Origin of the sequence: Lysobacter enzymogenes, from assembly GCF_017355525.1 — a bacterium.
Classification (GTDB): Bacteria; Pseudomonadota; Gammaproteobacteria; order Xanthomonadales; family Xanthomonadaceae; genus Lysobacter; species Lysobacter enzymogenes_C.
Map to the genome: position 1 here is coordinate 275,925 of NZ_CP067395.1, position 18,816 is coordinate 294,740.

The 18,816-nt window shown below is 68.3% G+C and carries 19 protein-coding genes; 10 read left to right on the top strand and 9 right to left on the bottom strand.

What is annotated here, in order from left to right:
• Positions 1–144: 144 nt before the first annotated feature.
• The gene (locus JHW38_RS01405) at positions 145–2,163 is read left to right on the top strand and encodes a M13 family metallopeptidase (protein ID WP_207524260.1); all 2,019 of its coding nucleotides are present in this window, start codon (positions 145–147) and stop codon (positions 2,161–2,163) included.
• 42 nt (positions 2,164–2,205) lie between these two features.
• Here JHW38_RS01405 and JHW38_RS01410 read toward each other — a convergent pair whose 3' ends face one another.
• The 6 genes from JHW38_RS01410 to JHW38_RS01435 form a co-directional block, all read right to left on the bottom strand.
• Complete coding sequence (locus JHW38_RS01410; RefSeq protein ID WP_207524261.1) at positions 2,206–2,451, bottom strand: hypothetical protein; 246 nt, start codon at positions 2,449–2,451, stop codon at positions 2,206–2,208.
• A gap of 9 nt (positions 2,452–2,460) precedes the next feature.
• Positions 2,461–3,699, bottom strand: coding sequence for a nuclease-related domain-containing protein (locus tag JHW38_RS01415; RefSeq protein WP_207524262.1), 1,239 nt, complete (start codon positions 3,697–3,699; stop codon positions 2,461–2,463).
• A 98-nt stretch (positions 3,700–3,797) separates the two neighbouring features.
• Positions 3,798–4,976, bottom strand: coding sequence for an XVIPCD domain-containing protein (locus JHW38_RS01420; protein ID WP_207524263.1), 1,179 nt, complete (start codon positions 4,974–4,976; stop codon positions 3,798–3,800).
• On the bottom strand, positions 4,973–5,530 hold the full coding sequence (locus JHW38_RS01425; RefSeq protein WP_207524264.1) for a hypothetical protein: 558 nt from the start codon (positions 5,528–5,530) through the stop codon (positions 4,973–4,975). Before JHW38_RS01425 ends, JHW38_RS01420 begins: the two co-directional genes overlap by 4 nt.
• A gap of 295 nt (positions 5,531–5,825) precedes the next feature.
• A complete protein-coding gene (locus JHW38_RS01430) occupies positions 5,826–6,668 on the bottom strand; it encodes a class I SAM-dependent methyltransferase (protein ID WP_207524265.1) in 843 nt (280 codons plus the stop codon).
• An 81-nt stretch (positions 6,669–6,749) separates the two neighbouring features.
• Positions 6,750–7,625 (bottom strand): alpha/beta fold hydrolase, encoded by an 876-nt coding sequence (locus tag JHW38_RS01435; protein ID WP_207524266.1) that lies wholly within the window; start codon positions 7,623–7,625, stop codon positions 6,750–6,752.
• A gap of 113 nt (positions 7,626–7,738) precedes the next feature.
• Here JHW38_RS01435 and JHW38_RS01440 point away from each other — a divergent pair, with 113 nt between their 5' ends.
• The gene (locus JHW38_RS01440; protein WP_207524267.1) at positions 7,739–8,302 is read left to right on the top strand and encodes a CGNR zinc finger domain-containing protein; all 564 of its coding nucleotides are present in this window, start codon (positions 7,739–7,741) and stop codon (positions 8,300–8,302) included.
• 81 nt (positions 8,303–8,383) lie between these two features.
• On the opposite strand, the gene JHW38_RS01445 is transcribed toward JHW38_RS01440, so the two are convergent.
• Entirely contained in the window at positions 8,384–8,845 is a 462-nt protein-coding gene (locus tag JHW38_RS01445; protein ID WP_207524268.1) for a hypothetical protein, read from the bottom strand.
• A gap of 187 nt (positions 8,846–9,032) precedes the next feature.
• Here JHW38_RS01445 and JHW38_RS01450 point away from each other — a divergent pair, with 187 nt between their 5' ends.
• Positions 9,033–11,096, top strand: coding sequence for a M13 family metallopeptidase (locus tag JHW38_RS01450; RefSeq protein ID WP_207524269.1), 2,064 nt, complete (start codon positions 9,033–9,035; stop codon positions 11,094–11,096).
• A 308-nt stretch (positions 11,097–11,404) separates the two neighbouring features.
• On the opposite strand, the gene JHW38_RS01455 is transcribed toward JHW38_RS01450, so the two are convergent.
• On the bottom strand, positions 11,405–12,409 hold the full coding sequence (locus JHW38_RS01455; RefSeq protein ID WP_207524270.1) for a hypothetical protein: 1,005 nt from the start codon (positions 12,407–12,409) through the stop codon (positions 11,405–11,407).
• A gap of 192 nt (positions 12,410–12,601) precedes the next feature.
• Between JHW38_RS01455 and JHW38_RS01460 the strand changes: the two genes are divergently transcribed.
• From JHW38_RS01460 to JHW38_RS01475, 4 genes are all read left to right on the top strand, one after another.
• Positions 12,602–13,135: a YciI family protein gene (locus tag JHW38_RS01460; RefSeq protein WP_207524271.1), complete on the top strand. Its 534-nt coding sequence runs from the start codon at positions 12,602–12,604 to the stop codon at positions 13,133–13,135.
• Between the two features lie 137 nt (positions 13,136–13,272).
• Positions 13,273–13,695, top strand: a complete 423-nt coding sequence (locus JHW38_RS01465) for a YqaA family protein (protein ID WP_207524272.1) — start codon at positions 13,273–13,275, stop codon at positions 13,693–13,695.
• Between the two features lie 145 nt (positions 13,696–13,840).
• Entirely contained in the window at positions 13,841–14,767 is a 927-nt protein-coding gene (locus JHW38_RS01470; RefSeq protein WP_207524273.1) for a M14 family metallopeptidase, read from the top strand.
• Between the two features lie 34 nt (positions 14,768–14,801).
• On the top strand, positions 14,802–15,254 hold the full coding sequence (locus JHW38_RS01475; RefSeq protein ID WP_207524274.1) for a SecDF P1 head subdomain-containing protein: 453 nt from the start codon (positions 14,802–14,804) through the stop codon (positions 15,252–15,254).
• A gap of 187 nt (positions 15,255–15,441) precedes the next feature.
• On the opposite strand, the gene JHW38_RS01480 is transcribed toward JHW38_RS01475, so the two are convergent.
• On the bottom strand, positions 15,442–15,906 hold the full coding sequence (locus JHW38_RS01480; RefSeq protein ID WP_207524275.1) for a hypothetical protein: 465 nt from the start codon (positions 15,904–15,906) through the stop codon (positions 15,442–15,444).
• 11 nt (positions 15,907–15,917) lie between these two features.
• Here JHW38_RS01480 and JHW38_RS01485 point away from each other — a divergent pair, with 11 nt between their 5' ends.
• The 3 genes from JHW38_RS01485 to JHW38_RS01495 all read left to right on the top strand — a co-directional run bounded on the left by JHW38_RS01485 (position 15,918) and on the right by JHW38_RS01495 (position 18,815).
• Positions 15,918–17,660: an FG-GAP repeat domain-containing protein gene (locus JHW38_RS01485; RefSeq protein WP_207524276.1), complete on the top strand. Its 1,743-nt coding sequence runs from the start codon at positions 15,918–15,920 to the stop codon at positions 17,658–17,660.
• Between the two features lie 103 nt (positions 17,661–17,763).
• Positions 17,764–18,126 carry a YciI family protein gene (locus JHW38_RS01490; protein WP_207524277.1) on the top strand — a complete coding sequence of 121 codons (363 nt, stop codon included), beginning with the start codon at positions 17,764–17,766 and terminating at the stop codon, positions 18,124–18,126.
• Between the two features lie 179 nt (positions 18,127–18,305).
• Complete coding sequence (locus JHW38_RS01495) at positions 18,306–18,815, top strand: hypothetical protein (RefSeq protein ID WP_207524278.1); 510 nt, start codon at positions 18,306–18,308, stop codon at positions 18,813–18,815.
• Position 18,816: the final 1 nt, after the last annotated feature.

Sequence of the window (18,816 nt, forward strand, 5' to 3'; positions counted from 1 at the left end):
GGGCGGCTTTCGCCGGCCGGTCGGGGGCGATCCCGGCCGCCGCCGGTCGCACGGCGCGCGAACGCCGCAGCGACCACGACTTTCGGGACAGGCACGGCGTTGGGCCGAGGCTATAGTGGCCGCACCATTCCGAGGGGAAGTGCCGTGTCCAAGTCCCGCCTCCCGTTGTTGCTGTTGCTGGCCGTGTCCACCGCGTCGGTCGGTGCCGTGCACGGCGTCCAGCCCGGCGACATCGACCGCAACGCCAAGCCTTGCGAGGATTTCTTCGCTTACGCCAACGGCGCGTGGCGCCAGCAGAATCCGATTCCCGACTACATGGACCGCTGGAGCCGGCGCTGGCAGTCGGGCGAGCTCAACAAGGAGCGGGTGCGCGACATCCTGACCGAGTTGTCGGCGCGCCAGGATTGGGCCAAGGGCAGCGCGGGGCAGTTGGCCGGCGATTTCTACGCGGCGTGCATGGACGAGTCGGCGGCGAACGCGCTCGGCGCCAAGCCGGTGCAGCCGTGGCTGGCGGAGATCGATGCGATCAAGGACCGCGCCGGCCTGCAGCGCGAGATCGGCAAGTTGAACGCCGTCGGCATCGCCGCGCCGTTCGTGGTTTCGTCCGGCGAGAGCCTGCGCGAGCCTTCGCGTACCATCGCCCACCTCCAGGCCGGCGGCCTGGGCCTGCCCGACCGCGATTACTACCTCAAGCCCGAGCCGCGTTTCGTCGAAGCGCGCGCCAAGTACCTGGTCCACGTCGCGCGCATGTTCGAACTGGCCGGCGTGCCGGCCGCCGACGCCCAGCGCGATGCGCAGACGGTGTTCGATTTCGAAAAGCGCCTGGCCGAGGCTTCGCTCGACAACGTGCAGTTGCGCGATCCCAAGCGCCAGGACAACCCGACTGCGTTCGCCGAGCTGTCCAAACTGGCGCCCGGTTTCGATTGGGGCGCTTATTTCGACGGCGCCGGCATCCCGCGCGAAGCGCTCAACGTGACCCAGCCGAAGTTCCTGCGCCAGTTCGACCAGGAACTGACCGCCACGCCGCTGGCGCAATGGAAAGCCTATCTGCGCTGGCATGCGCTCGAAGCCTCCGCCGATACGCTGTCGCAGCCGTTCGTGGAGGAGAACTTCGCGTTCAACGGCAAGTTCCTGACCGGCGCCACCCAGATGAAGCCGCGCTGGAAGCGTTGCGCCGAACTCGCCGACGCCCAGCTCGGCGACGCGCTCGGCGCGAAGTACGTGGAGAAGTATTTCCCGCCGGAAGCCAAGGCGCGCATGCAGGACATGGTCAAGAACATCCTCGCGGCGATGGACGACACCATCCGCGAACTGGATTGGATGGATGCGGCGACCAAGCAAAAGGCCTTGGAAAAGCGCTCGACTTTCGTCGCCAAGCTCGGCTATCCGGACACGTTCAAGGACTACGCCGGGGTCGAGGTGAGCCGCGCGTCGGCCTGGAACAATCTGCAGGCGACCTCGCGCTGGAACGTGGCCGACGACCGCCGCCTGATCGGCAAGCCGACCGACCGCAGCCGCTGGGGCATGACTCCGCCGACCTCGAACGCGTACTACAACCCGTTGCAGAACGAGATCGTGTTCCCCGCCGGTATCCTGCAGCCGCCGGCGTTCGACGTGAACGCGACCGACGCGGTCAACTACGGCGCGATCGGCGTGGTGATCGGCCACGAGATCAGTCACGGCTTCGACGACCAGGGCGCGCAGTTCGATGCGCAAGGCCGCTTGTCGAACTGGTGGACGCCGGCCGACGGCAAGCAGTTCGCGGCCAAGGGCCAGTGCGTGGTCGATCAGTTCGAAGGCTATTTCATCGAACCCGGGCTGCACCACAACGGCAAGCTGGTGCTCGGCGAGTCCATCGGCGATCTCGCCGGCGCCAAGATCGCTTACCGCGCGTACCTGAAATCGCGCGAAGGCAAGGGGCCGGAGCCGACCTTGGACGGGTTCACGCCCGAGCAGCAGTTCTTCATCGCCTGGGGCCAGTTCCGCGGCGACGAAACCCGGCTGGAGACCCAGCGCACGATGATCCAGGGCGACCCGCATCCGGTCGCGAAGTATCGCGTCAACGGCCCGTTGTCGAACCTGCCGGCGTTCCAGCAGACGTTCCAGTGCAAGGCAGGCGATGCGATGGTGCGGGCGAAGGAGCAGCAGTGCGAGGTGTGGTGAGGAGCGCTTGAAGGGGCGTAGCTCGGTCGCGACGGCCGGGCCTTACTCGGACCCAGGCGGCAGGTGCCTGGTGTCTTGCGTCCTGCGGCCGAACCACCAATAGCTGATGCCGATCACCGCGCTCTGCAGCACCGCCAGGGGCGGGAAGAACAGGTGCGTGGCGGTCCAAAGCAGACAGACGACGAAGGCTGTCAGCAAGGTCTTGCGGCCGACGCGGCTGGCGATGTACAGGATCAGTACGAACAGCAATTGGTAGAGCAGCACCGGAAGCGTAAGCAACGCGATCATGTTCCGGGCTCAGTCGCGGTTGCGATGGTAGAGAGTGCTGCTGCCGCAATCGGCGCATTCGCGATAGAAGGACAGACCTTCCTTGCGCAGACGCGGCTTGTGGCCGGGTTGGCAGGCGAAGCGGATCGCCGTGTTCGTGCTGCAGCTTTCGCAGCGAAAGTAGTAGCCGTATTTCCCGTACAGGATTTCGCCGGTTTCGCCGTTGCAGCTCTTGCACGCAGGAGCGGCCGTCGCGCTCCGGTGCGCGGGCAAGGGCAGCGGTTCGGCCGAAGTCTCGGCGGCCGGTCGCTGCGGCGCAGACGTCGGCTCGAGTCCGCGCTGCGCAGCCGGAGCCCCGGACGATACGTCGCCAGCCGCTGGCGGCCGCCCGGCGTTCGGACGCGACACGGACAGGGTTGAGTGGGCCAGGTTCGGTCCGGTCTTCGGCTCGGTCGCTGCGGATGTGCGGTATGCCGCTCTATCTTCGGCCACCGTGCTGCGCTGAGCGAGGGTTGGAGCGATGGTGGGTTCGATGCGCCCTCGCGGCGCATACTCGGCTTGTCCTTGGCCAGCGTGCCGGAGCGGCGTGTGCCGTCCGACCAGTTGTCGGGCGACGCCTACGACCGTGTCGCCGGAGACGAGTTTCGCGGTGGTCTTCAGCAACGCCATCAGCGGGCTTTCGGAGCCGAAGTCCTTGTCGATCCGCTTGCGCAGCAAGTCGGCCTTGATGACGCGCGAGGAGTCGAAGCGTTTCGAACGGTCGATACGCGCGTCCGGCGACACCAGCACCAACGAGTGGAATGCCGGAGCGATGCGCAGCCCCATGCGTTGCGGCCAATCGAGCGTGTCTACGACATCGCTCAGAACGGCGATGTGCCGCTCGTTCTGCTCCAACGGCGAGGCCATGCCTTCGTAGGTTTTCCGATACGCGTTCCAGCGCAGGAACTCGCCGTCGTCGGTGATTTTGATTCCGGCGTGGAAATGCTTGGTTTCCAGGACATAGATCTCGAGCCAGCGGTTGATCAGCAGGTGGTCGATCTGAGCGACGCGGCCGCCGTGCTCCACGCGCAGGTCGTGGATCACCGCCCAATTGGGCGAGCGTTCGAAATGGAAATTGATGTGATAGGCCGAATCGCGCTCGCCCTTGCGGCCTGCCTGGCGGATGCGCAGTTCGGTAGCGGCCTGCTGAGCCGCCGGGCCGGCGCCGGTAGCGCGCTGCTCCAATTCCTCAAGCAGGGCCGTATCGTCGTCCTTGATCTTGATGAGCACGCAAGCCTTCCTCCTTGGCGCGAGGATAGCGTCGGACGCCTGGAAAACGAAGGGGATTTATCGCGAAACGCGCGGCGTGTCTGGGGGATTTCGTGAATTCAGAGCGACATCGCAGCAGGGGACGCCTGTTCGGCGTGGCGGGCCGGTGCGTCTTGCTGGGTTTGGGAACGCTCGGAGGCGATCAGCTTGTTGGCCGCATCCAGCTTCTGGTCCGATCGCTCCACCGGCGTTTGCGCGGCCTGCGCGATATCCACCAGGGCGCGTTTGTGCGCGGGGTCGTCCAGCCGGCCCTGCACGGCGAACAGATTGCGGCCGTCGTTGCTCAGTAGCACGTGGTCGACCCGGTCCAGCGCATTGGCGGCGTAGGAAGGGCTGTGGGCGCCGGGATGACGATCGTGGCCGCCTTTGCACGCGGCCAACAAGGCGTGGCCGATGCGTTCGACGGTCTGCGGGTCGTGGGCCTGGCCGGCCGTTTGCAGGCTTTTGAGCGCCCCGGCTTCGATCTGTTCGAGCATCGAGCGGTCGGCGTCGCTCAACTTCGGCGTTGCGGCTGCCGGTTTGTGTGTATCGAGTGCCGGTGGGTGCGCCAACTCGGGGCGCTGCCGGATCAGCTGCTGGTAGTCGCGCAGGTAAGCGTCGCGGTGAGTCACTGCGCCATCGCGGTTCAGGTCGGGCGGCGGATTGCCCAGCGAATAGCGCGTGTCGGGCACCTTGGCCGCGATCCGTTCGACGATGGCCTGATCGTTCTGCTCGCCGGAACGCCATTGCTTGTACAGCGTGGCCAGCTCGATCCCGTTGAGGTAGCCGATCGAGTTGAACGGGAAGTCTTGCTTGAACGCGGGTTCGCGTTCGAGGTCCTTGAAGATCGGGAAGGCGGTGAAGATCGCCTGCGCTTCCAGTCCGGCGCGGTATCGGACGTAGTCGTCGGCGGAGCCGCCTTTGAACAGGACGTTGCCGGTGTTGTAGCGGTCGTGGCCGATTTCGTGGGCGAGGGTGCCGAAGAGGTGGCGTTGGGGGTACTCAGCGGCATCCGGAGATTTCAGCGACAGCCATTGGTTTTGATCGACAACGATGGCCGGTTGCGGGCTTGGGCGGTAATAGGGAAGTCCAGCCTCGGGCTTAACGACGAACGAGCCGCCGTTATCGAAGAAGTCCGAGAACGCCGCCGATGCATTCGGAGATGCCGCTACCCATTCCCGGATGCGCTTCGGCATCGATTGGAATTCTTCGCGGCCGGAAAGGGCCTGGGGGGAAGTCTTGTCTGTCTGCGTGCTCATGGCCTTTTCCCTGGCGCAGGCGAAATGCGTATTGCGGTTACGCAGCGATAAGTCTCGGGCGTGGTGTCCAGGCTAAGCAGGAAGCCGTTGCGGACGGTGTAGTAGATCCGACCGCGATCGACGCCATGCGCATCCTGGAATGCCGGATCCAGAGCTGCGTGTGTGGTGGTGGCGGCCCATTGCGGGTCTACGCATGAGGTTTCATCGACGCCGATTTGGATGCTGGGGGATCGCTCCAAGGTATAGGCGAAGCTGAGGATGTGGCCATCCGCCAGCCGAACCGGGCCATCGCCCGCGTACTGGGCTTCGTCCAGCCGCTTCATGTCGAATGAACGATGCAATGCGGTCAATATTTTCTTGCCTCCTTCCTGCCCTTCGAGGGACCAGCGCAGGAGAATCTCTATCGTCAGCGCGGACTCAGCGCCGGAGCCGTGCGAGGCAGACGTGGTTTGCCCCGGCTCGTGCGGGTTTTCGCTCTTGACGGGATGAGTCGTGCCGCATGCGGACAGGCAGAGCACAAGCGCCAGGGCTGATGCAATATCGATCGTCTTCAAGCCGGCCTCTCCATCGCGCGCTTCGCGGCGATGCTAGCAGACACGGCGCGCCTTTATGGCGCTGAAAAATATTGGTTTGAATTTGGGCGGCGAAACAGTGCCGCGTTGTGCTCAGTTCGAATGTGGCGAAACTTAAAGTTACGCTTTCGCGGTCCGCAAGTGCGGCGCGCAAGACGGCACGCCGGTCGAAGATGTGCACAGCAGCGTGACCTGCGCCAGCCTGTGGCGGGCCGATTCGATCTGGTGCTGCGAAGTTCTGTAGCCGCTGGCGTGCGACGATCGCGCGCGCAGCGCGTCAGCGCTTGGTCGCGAACACGCCGTCCAGCGCCAGATCCGCCTTGAACCCGGATTTGTCCAGTCGCTTGGCGACCTCACGCGGCACATCGCGCCCGGTCGTCAGCTTGTTCGGGCTGCCCGTGTAATGGAACAACCGACCGCCGCGCCGCAGCACGCGCGCGAGATGGTCGTAGAACGTCTGCGAGTACAGCTCGCCGGCGATGCCGAACCGCGGCGGATCGTGCAGCAGCGCGTCGAAGCTCGCGTCGGCGAGTTCGGCGATGGCTTGCGAGACGTCGCCCTGGGCCAGTTGCAGGCGGCCGCCGCTGGCGGGCGCGTCGGGATCCGGCGACCACGGGTTCAGCGTGCGCAGCCACAGCACGCTGGGGTTCTTCTCGAACGAGCGGATCTGCGCGGCGCCGGCGTCGAGGCAGCAGGCGGCGAAATAACCCAGGCCGCCGCAGGTGTCGAGCACCTGCTTGCCGCGCGGTTGCACCAGTTCGACCTTGCGCCGCGCGTCGTCGACCGGCGAAGTCTTGGACGTGGGCAGCATCTTGATGCCGTCGATTTCGAAGGTCGGCGCGCCCCAGTCGGTCGGCACCAGCTTGATCAGCGAGCCGGTGAAGCGCGAGACGGCGGCGAAGTCCTCGCCGTCCCAGTAATAGATCGTGCGGTCCTTGAGCGCGGCCGGATACGGATAGCGCTGTTCGCGCCATTCCCAGGCGTCGGCGTGCAAGCGCGCGTCGCCCTGGCTGCGGCCCAGGTCGAGCGACCCGGTCCATGCGGCCGCGCCGGCGTCGCGCGCCGCGCACAAGGCCTCGGCATCGGGGCGGGTCAGCAAAGGGCCTGAGTAATGCGGCACGGCGGGCGGTCCGGGGATTGCGGGAGGCGGAAGCATAAAGCCCGCGGGCCGATATCTCGACCCGCGGGCATCGCGCCGCGCTCAGTCGCGGCGCGCGCCGAACACCTGCGCGATGCGTCGGGCGATATGGCCGCCGTGGGTGGCGAGGGCGAAATGGCCGGCGTCGAGCAGTTCCACCTGCGCGTCGGGGTTGTCGCGGCGGTACGCGTGCGCGCCCGGCGGGATGAAGAACGGATCGTGTTCGCCCCAGATCACCAGGGTCGGCACGCGATGGTCGCGGAAGAACTGCTGGAACTGCGGATACAGGGTCAGGTTGTTGGCGTAGTCCAGGGTCAGGTCGAGCTGGATGTCGGCGTTGCCGGGGCGCTGCATCAGCAAGGTGTCGAGGTGATAGGCCTCCGGTGCGATCAGGCTGATGTCGCGTTCGCCGTTCTCGTACTGCCAGCGGGTCGCGTCGAGGGTCAGGAACTGGCGCAGCGCCTCGCGGTTTTCGGCGCTGGGGTCGGCCCAGTAGCGGCGCATCGGGTCCCAGGCGTCGCCGAGGCCTTCCAGGTAGGCGTTGCCGTTCTGCGAGATCAGCCCGGCCACGCGCTCGGGCTTGGCCAGGGCCAGGCGCAGGCCGGTCGGCGCGCCGTAGTCGAACACGTACAGCACGTAGCGCTGCAGGTTCAGGGCGTCGACGAAGGCTTCGAGGGTATGGCCGAGGTGGTCGAAGTCGTAGACGTAGCCGCGCTGCGGCGGCACTTCGGTGAAGCCGAAGCCGGGCAGGTCGGGGGCGACGAGGTGGAAGCGGTCGGCGAGCTTGTCGATGAGCTCGCGGAACATCAGCGAGCTGGTCGGGAAGCCGTGCAGCAACAGCAGGGTCGGCGCGCTCGGGTCGCCGGCTTCGCGGTAGAAGACGCGCAGGCCGTCGGCTTCGACGTAGCGGTGGTGGACGGGGTGGTGGGTGGACGACATGGGGAGGCTCCTGGAAGGGTTGTAACCTTTGTTTTTATTTAACAAGGGTTACGAAAGGCTAGTCATGCCCGGTGTAACTTGTCAATAGTTATTTTTATGGTTACATTGCTGCCATGACGACCCCGACCCCCCTCGACTGGCCGCCGCTGATCGCGGGCCAGCCCGCGCTGGACCTGCTGAACACGCTGACGCTGGAGAACGGCGCGCTGGTCGAGCACCTCGGCGACGACGCCGACGCGGCCAACTGGCTAAGCCGCGTCACCGGCGCCGCGCAGGCGCCGCAGCCGCATCTGGCCGAACGCGCGCGCGAGTTGCGCGAGGCGATCCGCGCGGCGATCGAAGCGCGCAAGCAGGAGCGCGCGGTCGATCTGGCGCCGCTCAACGCGCTGCTGGCGCGCATGCACAGCCACGTGGTGCTGCAGGCCACTGAGTCCGGTTATGCGTTGCATCGCGCGCCGCTCGGCGAGGCGGCGTGGCTGGCGCTGGCGCCGCTGGGCGAGGCCGCGGCGCGGCTGATGGCCGAAGTCGATTTCGGTTTGGTGCGCCAGTGCGAACACAGCGAGTGCGTGCTGTGGTTTCACGATACGACCAAGTCGCACCGGCGCCGTTGGTGCAGCATGGCGCTGTGCGGGAACCGGCATAAGGTCAGCGAGTTCCGCAAGCGGCGCGGCGCGTGAGCGATTCGCCGGCGGCAGGCAGCGGGAATGCTGTGCTGGATCGGCCATCCTGAGTGAACGGATGCGCGGTCGCCGATGCGCTCAGCAGTCGTGGATTCCGCTAGCGCTGGCTTCGTCGGCGCGCGCGAGTTCGCGGCAAGTCGGGCAGTACCAAACCGCATGCATCGGCTCCGGATGCGGTGCGCCCTGGGTGTAATACGGTCCCAGGGACGCATGCGGAAACAGGCTCGCGCTGCGTTCGCCGCTGTCGCGAACGTAGTAAACGGTCGCATGTATCACGCGCACATGATCGGGCTGCAAGTCCTGCCGATGCAGCAGGCAAAAGCGCAGCAGGTCCGCAAGCTGGGGCAGGGCCGCCGCGAACTGCGGATGGGCTTCGATGAAACGGTCCCACTCGCGCTCCTGCCAATAGAACATGCGCGGCTCGAACCCGGCCGTTATGAATTTGACGAAGCGCTGTTCGCCGAGAAAGGTTTCCAGCGCGGCGCGCAGTGTGCGGGCATCCATGACCGGACCTGAGGTCGTTGACGTGAGCGCCATCATGCCGCAGCGCCAAAACCGAGTGAATCCGCCCCAGTCAGGAATCGATGCGATCGGAATCGGGGGAACAGGGCCGATGTGCCGCCGCTTTGCCGCGCCGGGCCGTCTGCCCACCCAAACCAACGGCCCACGACACTGGCCGTCCGCCTGCGCTAGTCTCCCCGCCTTTCCACCGGGGACCGCACCACCCATGAATCTCTCCCGCCTGAGCCTGACCGTGGCGCTCGCCGCCGCGCTGGCCGTTCCTTCCGTCCACGCCGCCGGCAACGCCGCGGCCAAGGCCAAGCCCGTGCTCGGCGAGTTCGGCGTCGATCTGACCGCGCGCGACCCCAACGTCAAGCCCGGCGACGATTTCAACCGCTACGTCAGCGGCCATTGGCTGGCGACGTACGAGCTGAAGGACTACGAAGTCGCGTACGGCTCGTTCCTCAAGCTGCGCGACGAATCCGAAGCCGACGTGCACGCGATCATCGACGAGCTGACCAAGCAGAAGGACCTGCCCGCGGGCAGCGAGAAGCAGAAGCTGCGCGACTACTACGCCAGCTACATGGACCGCGCGGCGCGCGACGCGGCCGGGATCAAGCCGCTGCAGCCGGTGCTCGACAAGATCGCCAAGATCGATTCCAAGGGCGCGCTGGTCGCCGCGTTCGGCGCCAGCGACCTGGACGCCACCGCCGCGCCGCTGCGCTTCAGCGTCGACCTGGACCGCAAGAATCCGGACCAGTACCTGGTCGGCCTGCGCGTCGCCGGCCTGGGCCTGCCGGACCGCGATTACTACCTCAACCAGGACGCGCGCTTCGTCGGCATCCGCACCGCGTACCTGGCCCATATCGAGCGCATGCTCGGCTTCGCCGGGGTCAAGGACGGCAAGGCGCGCGCGCAGGCGGTGCTGGATCTGGAAACCGCGCTGGCCAAGCCGCAGTGGGAACGCGCGCAGCTGCGCAACCGCGACAAGACCTACAACGTCTCCGCGTTCGCCGACTTCGCCAAGCAGTACCCGGGCTACGACTGGGCCGCGCAGATCAAGGCGCAGGGCATGCCGGCGCTGGACAAGGTCAACGTCAACACGCCCAGCGCGGTGCAGCCGGTGATCGATGCGATCGCCGCGACCCCGCTGCCGGTGTGGCGCGACTACCTGACCTTCCACGCCGTGCGCAACAACGCCGCGCTGCTCAGCCGCGAGATCGACGATGCGGCCTTCGCCTTCAACGGCAAGGCGCTCAGCGGCCAGAAGGCGCAGCGCGACGACTGGAAGCGCGCGGTCGCCGCGGTCACCGACAGCGACGGCCTCGGCGACGCGATGGGCAAGCTGTACGTGGAACGCCACTTCTCGCCGCAGGCCAAGGCGGCGATGCAGCAACTGGTGGAGAACCTGCGCAAGGCGCTGCGCGCCAACATCGAGAAGATCGACTGGATGGGCGCGGACACCAAGACCGAGGCCTACCGCAAGCTCGACAGCTTCCGGCCCAAGGTCGGCTACCCGGACAAGTGGCGCGACTACTCCAGCGTGACCATCGTCGCCGGCGACCTGATGGCCAACACCCAGCAGATGCGCCGTTACCAGCGCGCCGACCAGGTCCGCCGCATCGGCACCCGCACCGACCGCGACGAGTGGTTCATGACCCCGCAGACGGTCAACGCCTACTACAACTCGACCTTCAACGAGATCGTGTTCCCGGCCGGCATCCTGCAGGCGCCGTTCTTCGACCTCAACGCCGACGCGGCGGTCAACTACGGCGGCATCGGCGCGGTGATCGGCCACGAAATGGGCCACGGCTTCGACGACCAGGGCAGCAAGTCCGACTACGCCGGCATCCAGCGCAACTGGTGGACCGACCAGGACCGCAGCCGCTTCGAGCAGCTGACCAAGGCGCTGGGCGCGCAGTACGACGCGTTCTGCCCGCTGCCGGGCCAGTGCGTCAACGGCCAGCTGACCATGGGCGAGAACATCGGCGACCTCGGCGGCGTGTCGATGGCCTATACCGCGTACCAGCTGAGCCTGGGCGGCAAGCCGGCGCCGAAGATCGACGGTTTCAGCGGCGACCAGCGCTTCTTCCTGTCGTGGGGCCAGATCTGGCGCGGCAAGTACCGCGACGAGGCGCTGCTGAACCAGCTCAAGACCAACCCGCATTCGCCGTCGCAGTACCGCGCGAACGGGCCGCTGCGCAATTTCGATCCGTGGTATCGCGCGTTCGAGGTCAAGCCGGGCGATGCGATGTATATCGCGCCGGAGCAGCGGGTGCGGATCTGGTAAGTCGCGCGATGTGAGGGCCGCGGCCCGCTTCGGCGGGGCGCGGGCCGGACTCGGGGCGGATCGGCGGGCCGGGAGGGCCGTCGGTTCGCCCTTTGTTTTTCGCGCGGGAGTGTAGCCGGCGTCGTGGTTCGGTTGTCGCGGTCGCGGCTCGCGCCGCTCCTACATGGGCTCCCTGTAGGAGCGGCGCGAGCCGCGACCGCGAAAATTCGAACGCCGGCGCAACCCAGGCCCGACCTGCCGCGCCGCGTTCTCGCGAACGGGTAAAACAGCGTCGGGCCTGAGGTTCCTCTTGCAAAAGCCCGCTGCGATCAGGCCGCCGCTGCGGCCGACGGCCCGACGTCCGGTCGCTTCGCGCGCGGCGGTTCGCGCCAGTCGTACGGGTTGTCGGTGGTGCAGTACCGCACCGTCTCCACATGCTGGATGCCGAGGAACTCCATCACCGCTTCGCGATGGAACAGCCCGCTGCGATTGATGACCGTGCCCGGCGTACTGTCGATGAACAGATAACGGCAGGCGTCGTCGTTGAGGTAGTACCAGTTGGTCGTGCCCTTGCGGCAGACCACGTACTCGTTGGCGCAGATCAGATGGAACGGCGGCTCGTAGCCGCCCTGGTAGTCGTAGTAGCAGTAGTACACGTACGGGTAATAGCCCATGCGATAGCGCGCCCACTCCAGCGGCAGCGTCTCGGAGCTGCCGTAACCCTGGCCCTTGTGGTACCAGGTGTAGTACAGCGCCTCGTAGTTTTCCTGCAGCATGCTGCGCCACAGCGCCCGCTCCTGCGAGAGCACCACCGCGTCGACCATGTTGTCGAAGGCGTTGCTGTCCTCGCTCGGCGGCAGGCCGGCGTTGGACAGGTCGGCGACGGTCGCGGTCTGGCCGTTGAAGCCGAACTGGGTGTTCCAGGTTTTTTCGACCGTGGCCGGGTCGCTGCTGCCGAGTCCGTCGTTGAGCGTGTCCAGCTGATGGTTGAGTTCGCGCCAGCTGGCGTCGTAGCGCTGGGTGTACGACGAGAACGACGCCGCCAGCGACGGCGGCGGGCTGTTGATCCAGCCGGCGATCATGCCGCCGAACAAGGTCGCGGCGGCCTTGCCGGCCGGGCCGAAGGCTTCGCCGGCGAGGATCGAAAACACGTTCTCGAAAATGGTCAGCACCAACGGCAGGCCCGGATCGGCGTTGTCGGGCTCGCCGACCAGCAGGGCGTAGGCGTTGATGATCTTGATGGTGTGGTGTTCGCCGGCTTCCTGGTTGAGCTCGCGCAGGATGTCGAGGTTTTTGCGGGTGGCGGCGATTTGCGCCGGGGTCGGGGCGGTCATGGGAGTCTCCTGCCGAAAAAGGGGGCGCGGCTGCGCCGGGGCGCTCGCTGGCGGCGCGCCGGGGCGGGTGTGGGAAGCGAAAGAAACAACGCTGCCCGGCTGCGGTACCGGCCATCGCACAGGCGCGCGCCCGGACGCCGGGCCGCGCGCGGCGCGCGCTACACTGGCGCGACCTCGCCGCGAGCTGCCGCCATGCGCATTGTTCTGTCCGTCGTCCTTGTCGCGTTCATGGCGGCCGCCACCGTCGCGGCGGCCGAGCCTGCGGTGCCCGAGGCCAAAGCGACCGATGCAAAGGCGCCAGACGCCAAAGCGCCCGACGCCAAGCCCGCCGCGCCCGCGTTCGACGCGGCGCTGGCCCAGCGCGTCGGCGCCGACGCGCACGGCATGCGCGCCTACGTGCTGGTGATCCTCAAGAGCGGCCCCAAGCGCATGCCCGAGGGCGAGGCGCGCAAGGCCATGTTCGCCGGGCATTTCGCCAACATGGAACGGCTCAGCGAGCAGGGCAAGCTGGTCGTCGCCGGGCCGTTCGCCGCCGATCCGGATGGCTGGCGCGGCTTGTTCGTGTTCGCGGTCAAGGACATCGAGGAAGCGCGCGCGCTGACCGCGACCGACCCGGTCATCGCCAGCGGCGAGATGGTCGCCGAGTACCACCGCTGGTACGGCTCGGCCGCGAACATGCTGATACCGGAGCTGCACAAGCAGGTGACGGCGCCGGCTAAGCCTTGAGCGGCTGCGGCGGGGCGTGCGCGGTTCTGAGCCGCGCGCGGATCGAGGCTGCGCAGTCGGCTCGCGTCGCTCGCGGCTGCGTGCGGCGGATCGTTCGGCCGGCGCGCATCGAATCGCGGCGCCGCTAGAGTCGCGCGATGGTCTACCTCGGCCTGTTCCTGATCGCCTTCGTCGCCGCCACGCTGCTGCCGGCGCAATCGGAAGCCGCGCTTGCGGGCCTGATCGTGCAGGGCTACGCGCCGTGGCTGCTGATCGCCGTCGCCACCGTCGGCAACGTGCTCGGCTCCACCGTCAACTGGTGGCTCGGCCGCGAGCTGACCCGCTTCGGCGATCGCCGCTGGTTCCCGGTCAAGCCCGCGCATCTGGCGCGCGCGCAGGCGTGGTACGCGCGCTACGGCCGCTGGAGCCTCTTGCTGAGCTGGGCTCCGGTGATCGGCGATCCGCTGACCTTGGCCGCGGGGGTCATGCGCGAGCCGTTGCGGGTGTTCCTGGCGTTGGTCGGCGTGGCGAAATTGCTGCGCTACCTCGTGGTTGCCGCGATCGCGCTGCGTTGGCTGTGAGCGGTGCGCAGCGGATCGATGGCGCGCTGCCGATCACGATCGCGCACGCGCGCCCGAAGCGGCCAAGTGCGGCACGCCGACGGCGCGAACCGGCGCGACGGCGGTGCTAAAGTTGGCGTCTCCGCCGCGAACACGAGCCGCCGCCATGAGCACCGCCACCGCCTCCTATCCCATCGGCATCCCCGGCCAGCCTTGGGGCCCGGCGGAAGTCGCCGAATGGCGTTCGCGCCAGGTCCGCCACCGCAGCTACGAGCAAGAGGTGCTGAGCCAGATCCAGCGCCTGGGCGAGCGTTACGAGCTGGTGCGCTACGGCGAACTCGACTACGGCGACGACGGCCGCTTCCCGCTGTTCGCGCTCAAGAGCCGCAACTGGGACGAGGCGCTGCCGACGATGCTGGTCACCGGCGGTGTGCACGGTTACGAAACCAGCGGCGTGCACGGCGCGCTGCTGTTCCTGGACCAGGACGCCGGCGCCTACGCCGGCCGCATCAATCTGCTGGTGGCGCCGTGCGTCAGCCCGTGGGCGTACGAGCGCATCCATCGCTGGAATCCCGAGGCGATCGATCCGAATCGTTCGTTCCGCGAGGCCAGCCCGGCGCAGGAGTCCGCCGCGCTGTGGGCGCTGGCGACGCCGCTGCGCGAGCGCACGGCGATGCACATCGACCTGCACGAAACCACCGACACCGACGAAACCGAGTTCCGCCCGGCGCTGGCCGCGCGCGACGGCAAACCGTGCAAGCAGGGCGAGATTCCCGACGGTTTCTATCTGGTCGGCGACAGCGCGGATCCGCAGCCCGCGTTCCAGCAGGCGATCATCGCCGAGGTCGAGAAGGTCACCCACATCGCGCCGGCCGACGCCAACGGCGAGATCATCGGTTCGCCGCTGGTCGCGCACGGCGTCATCAACTATCCGGTGAGCCCGCTCGGCCTGTGCGCCGGCATCACCCAAGCGCGTTACCGCACCACCACCGAGGTCTATCCGGACAGCCCGCGGGCGACGCCGGAGCAGTGCAACCAGGCCCAGGCCGCGGCGGTGCGCGCGGCGATCGACTACGCCCTGGCGCACGGCTGAGATGGCGATGCGCTTACGCGGGTCGGTTGCGGCCTTGGCCGCGGCGCTGGCGCTGGGCGCGGCCGGCTGCGCGCGCGTGCCCGAGGCCGAGCCGGTGCGCGGCGATGTCGCGTTCTATCTGGTCGACGAAGGCGCGGTCGAAGGGGCCCGGACCGTGCCGGTGCTGCGGCCGTATCCGGGCCAGCCGCCGCGCCTGGCGCTGCAATCGGTGCCGGCGGTCGCGCGCGGCCAGGTCGTGCAGGTCGCGCTGCGCGACGAAGACAACGGCGGCGCGAGCCTGGAACTGAAGCTCAGCGCGGACGGCGCGAAGCGTCTGGGCCAGGCGACCCGCGACAACGTCGGCAAGCGCATGGCCGTGGTGGTCGGCGGGGTGGCGGTCAACGTGGCCACCATCCAGAGCGAAATCTCCAGCGATCGCCTGCAGGTGAGCGGCTTGAGCCGGATCGAAGCGCAAGACCTCCATCGCGAGCTGGTCAAAGGGCGGTAACGCGGCGTGCCGCGCCCGCGGCCGCGCGAACCTGGGGCTCGGCGAATCAACCGCGTTGCGCACCGCCGCCCGGCGGACCGACCGCGCTGCGAACCGGCAGCCGACGCCGGCGCCGGACACCCGCGATAGCGAACGCGAGAGCAGACCCGCGCAACGTCCCGTTGGCGTATGCGCGAGTCCGCGCTACTTAGTTTCCGCGTTCCTGCACCAGCTTCAACGCCTGCACTTCATCGGCCTGCGGCTCGCGCGCCGGTGCGCCCGCGCGGGTCACGCTGAGGCGAACGCGCAGCCGCCCGTCGCGTATCGCCTCGGCCGGCACCGGCAACACGAAGGTGCCGCTGCCGCGTTCGCCGTGCGGACCGTGCGGCGCGCCGGCCGCAGCGATGCGGCGTAAAGGTGAACGCGGCGACGGTGCGGCGAAGGCCAGCGCGGCGGCGGCGATCGCGCGATTTGCTAGGGTTTTCACAAAAACCTGAATGCGCGGCGGGCGCGGTCGCGCCGAGGCCGCGCCGAGGCCGCGGCCGCTTTGCGCTGGCGGCGGTAGCGAGCGGGCCGATATCATCGCCGCCAGGAACCAGTGCGGGCGCTTGCCGGCCTGATCCGGGCGAGCGGCGGACGGTCCGGCGCGACCCGGGTTCCACAGGGGGAACACGGATGCGTTGGTTGGCTTGGAAGATGTGGATCGGCGCCGGCGGTTTCGCGCTGATCGCGGCCGTGTCGTGGTCGCGCGCGCCGGCGGCGAAGCCGGTTCAGGACGCCGCAGCGGCGGCGCAGGACAGCGGACCCATCGGCGGCGCGCCGGCGCCCGACCGCAGCCGCGGCGAATTCGCCGCCGGGCCCGCGGCGCCGGCGGTCTCCGCCCCCAGCGACAACGGCTATGCGCTGAGCGAAGGCCAGCGCTACCGGCCGCGCAGGACCGGCAGCGCGACCCGCTACGCCGACTTCAGTTCGGTCGAAGCCGGCGACGTCAACGGCGACGGCCGCATCGACCTGGTCGCCACCACCTTGGACCATACCGTGCAGGTGTTCCTGCAGCAGGCGCAGGGCGGGCTGAGCTTCACCCCGCAGGTGTGGGGCTATCCCAGCAATCTGGACCGGCCGGTGCGTTTGCTGCTGGCCGACCTCAACGGCGACGGCGCCGCCGACATCGTCACCCAGCGTTCGGCGATGAGCGCGGCGCAGAGCCTGCCCAGCGATTTCAACGTGCTGCTGTCGAACGGCAACGGCGGCTTCCTCGCGCCGCGGCCGTTCCCGCTCGACTGGGCGATCGATTCCCCGGCGGCCGCCGACGTCGATCAGGACGGCCGCCTGGACATCGTCGGCCTGACGCTCAATCCCATCGACGCCTGCCGCTCGTTCCCGTCGCAACGCAACGACTGCTGGCGCCTGCGCGTGCTGTACGGCGACGGCAACGGCGGCGTGCGCGAGCAGGCGGCGCTGCCGTTCGAAGGCATCGACATCCGCCTGGAGGCGGTGCGCGATTTCGACGGCGACGGGCTGCGCGACATTCTCTATTCCGAGACGGTGCCGGCGAACGGAACCCGGCGCCTGCGCTGGTGGCGGCAGTTGCCGCAGGGCGGTTTCGCCGCGCCGGCGGTGCTGATCGACACGGTTCCGAGCGCGCCGGCGAAGGAGCTCACGTTCGGCGACTTCAACGGCGACGGGCGCCTGGATGCGCTGACCATCGGCGGCAGCCCGGACTATTCCTTGCTGTTCGTGCAGCAGGCCGGCGGCGGTTTCGCTCCGGGCCAGCCGCAGCCGGCGACGCAGACGGCGAAGTCGCGCGTGCTGAGCGAGGATTTCGACGGCGACGGCCGCACCGACCTGGCCTACATCCGCCAGGTCGACTACGTCGGCAACGTCGCGGTCGACGCGCTCGGCTACCACCTGCAGCGCGACGGCGCGCTGGGCGCGGCGCAATGGAACTCGACGTCGACGACCCTGCCGCAGCGCACGCCGGGTTATCGCCAGATCGACTACGGCGATTTCAACGGCGACGGTTGCCTCGACGTGGCGGTGGCGGCGTCGGACCAGGGGCTGGCGTTCTTCTACGGCAGCGGCTGCCAGCAGGCGTCGGTAAGCTCGCAGGATTACCGGATCGAGCAGAACCAGTCGCTGACCGGCGCTGCGACGGCGGCGATGGCGGTCAGCCCGCCGACGCCGCAGCCGCCGATCCAGCGGCAACCGCCGGCGCGCCGGCAGGTGTTGCTGGACCGCGGCGAAGGGCACGGTCAGGGACTGGCCCGGCGCCAGCCGCTGAACCAGCGGCAGATGCAGTTGCGCAGGCAGATGTTGGCGCAACGCCAGTATCAGACGCAGAACCGCCGCGGCGGCCTGTCGCGGCGCGTCACCACCGCGCCGGCGCGCACGCCGATGCGGCTCATGCGCTACTGGCGCAAGCGCTGACGCGCGCAGGCGCCGGTTTGTCGAAACCGGCGGTCCGTATTCGTCGTGAGAGCAGGGGCCCGGCTGGTCGGGCCCTGTCGACCCCGACCTTACGGAGAATCCCATGCGCTTTTTGTCCCTGATCCGCATCGACGAAACCACCGCCCGCCCGCCGGACGAGCGCCTGCTCGCCGAGATGGGCCGGCTGATGGAAGAAATGACCCGCGAGGGCGTGCTGATCCAGACCGCCGGCCTGATGCCGAGCGCGAACGGCCGGCGCCTGCGCTTGCGCGGCGGCAGGATCAGCGCCACCGACGGCCCGTTCGCCGAGAGCAAGGAAGTGATCGGCGGCTTCGCCTTGTTCGAAGCGCCCGACCTGGACGCGGCGATCGCGCACACGCATCGGTTCCTCGCAGTGCACGGCGACGGCTGGGATCTGGAATGCGAAGTGCGGCCGCTGATGCCCGACAACGCCTGCGGCGGCTGAGTCGCTTCCTGTAGGAGCGGCGCGAGCCGCGACCGCGACAACGCAACTGCGCCGTAAGCTGCGACGCAGTTGCGTTGTCGCGGTCGCGGCTCGCGCCGCTCCTACAGGGGACGCATGCAGCGACGCGGATGGTAGGCTGTCGCGCTGCGGGCTACGCCGCGATAAGGAGATCCCACCCGATGAAGTTCCCCACGACGCTCGCCTGGCTGGCCTGCGCGCTGTTGCCGCTGGCCGCGTTCGCCGCCGACGATGCCGCCCTGGAAAAAGGCCTCACCGACGCGATGCGCTACGACCGCGCCAAGAGCGAGCGCGTCGCGCCATCCGGCCCGGCGTTGCAGGGCTACATCCAGGCCGGTTATTTCGGCCTCAAGCCGGACGTGCGCGCCGACTACACCGACTACCGCCTGCTCAAGCGGCCGGCGCCGTTCATGGGCCAGAGCCTGGTGCTGGTGGAGGAGGAATACATGAGCCAGTACATCGGCTGCTGCGTCGACGAAGGCGTCAGCGCGGTGGTACGGGTGTCGGGCAGCACCGCGAAGCTGGAAGCCTTCGCCAAGGCCAACGCCTGCCGCTTCGAGCCCAAGTACGATCCGGCCGAGGAGCTGACCGGCCGCAATCTCGGCATCTCGTTGCCGCCGGGGAATTACGCCAGGCTCAGCTGCCACGAGAACGACGCCAACCGCGAGTAAT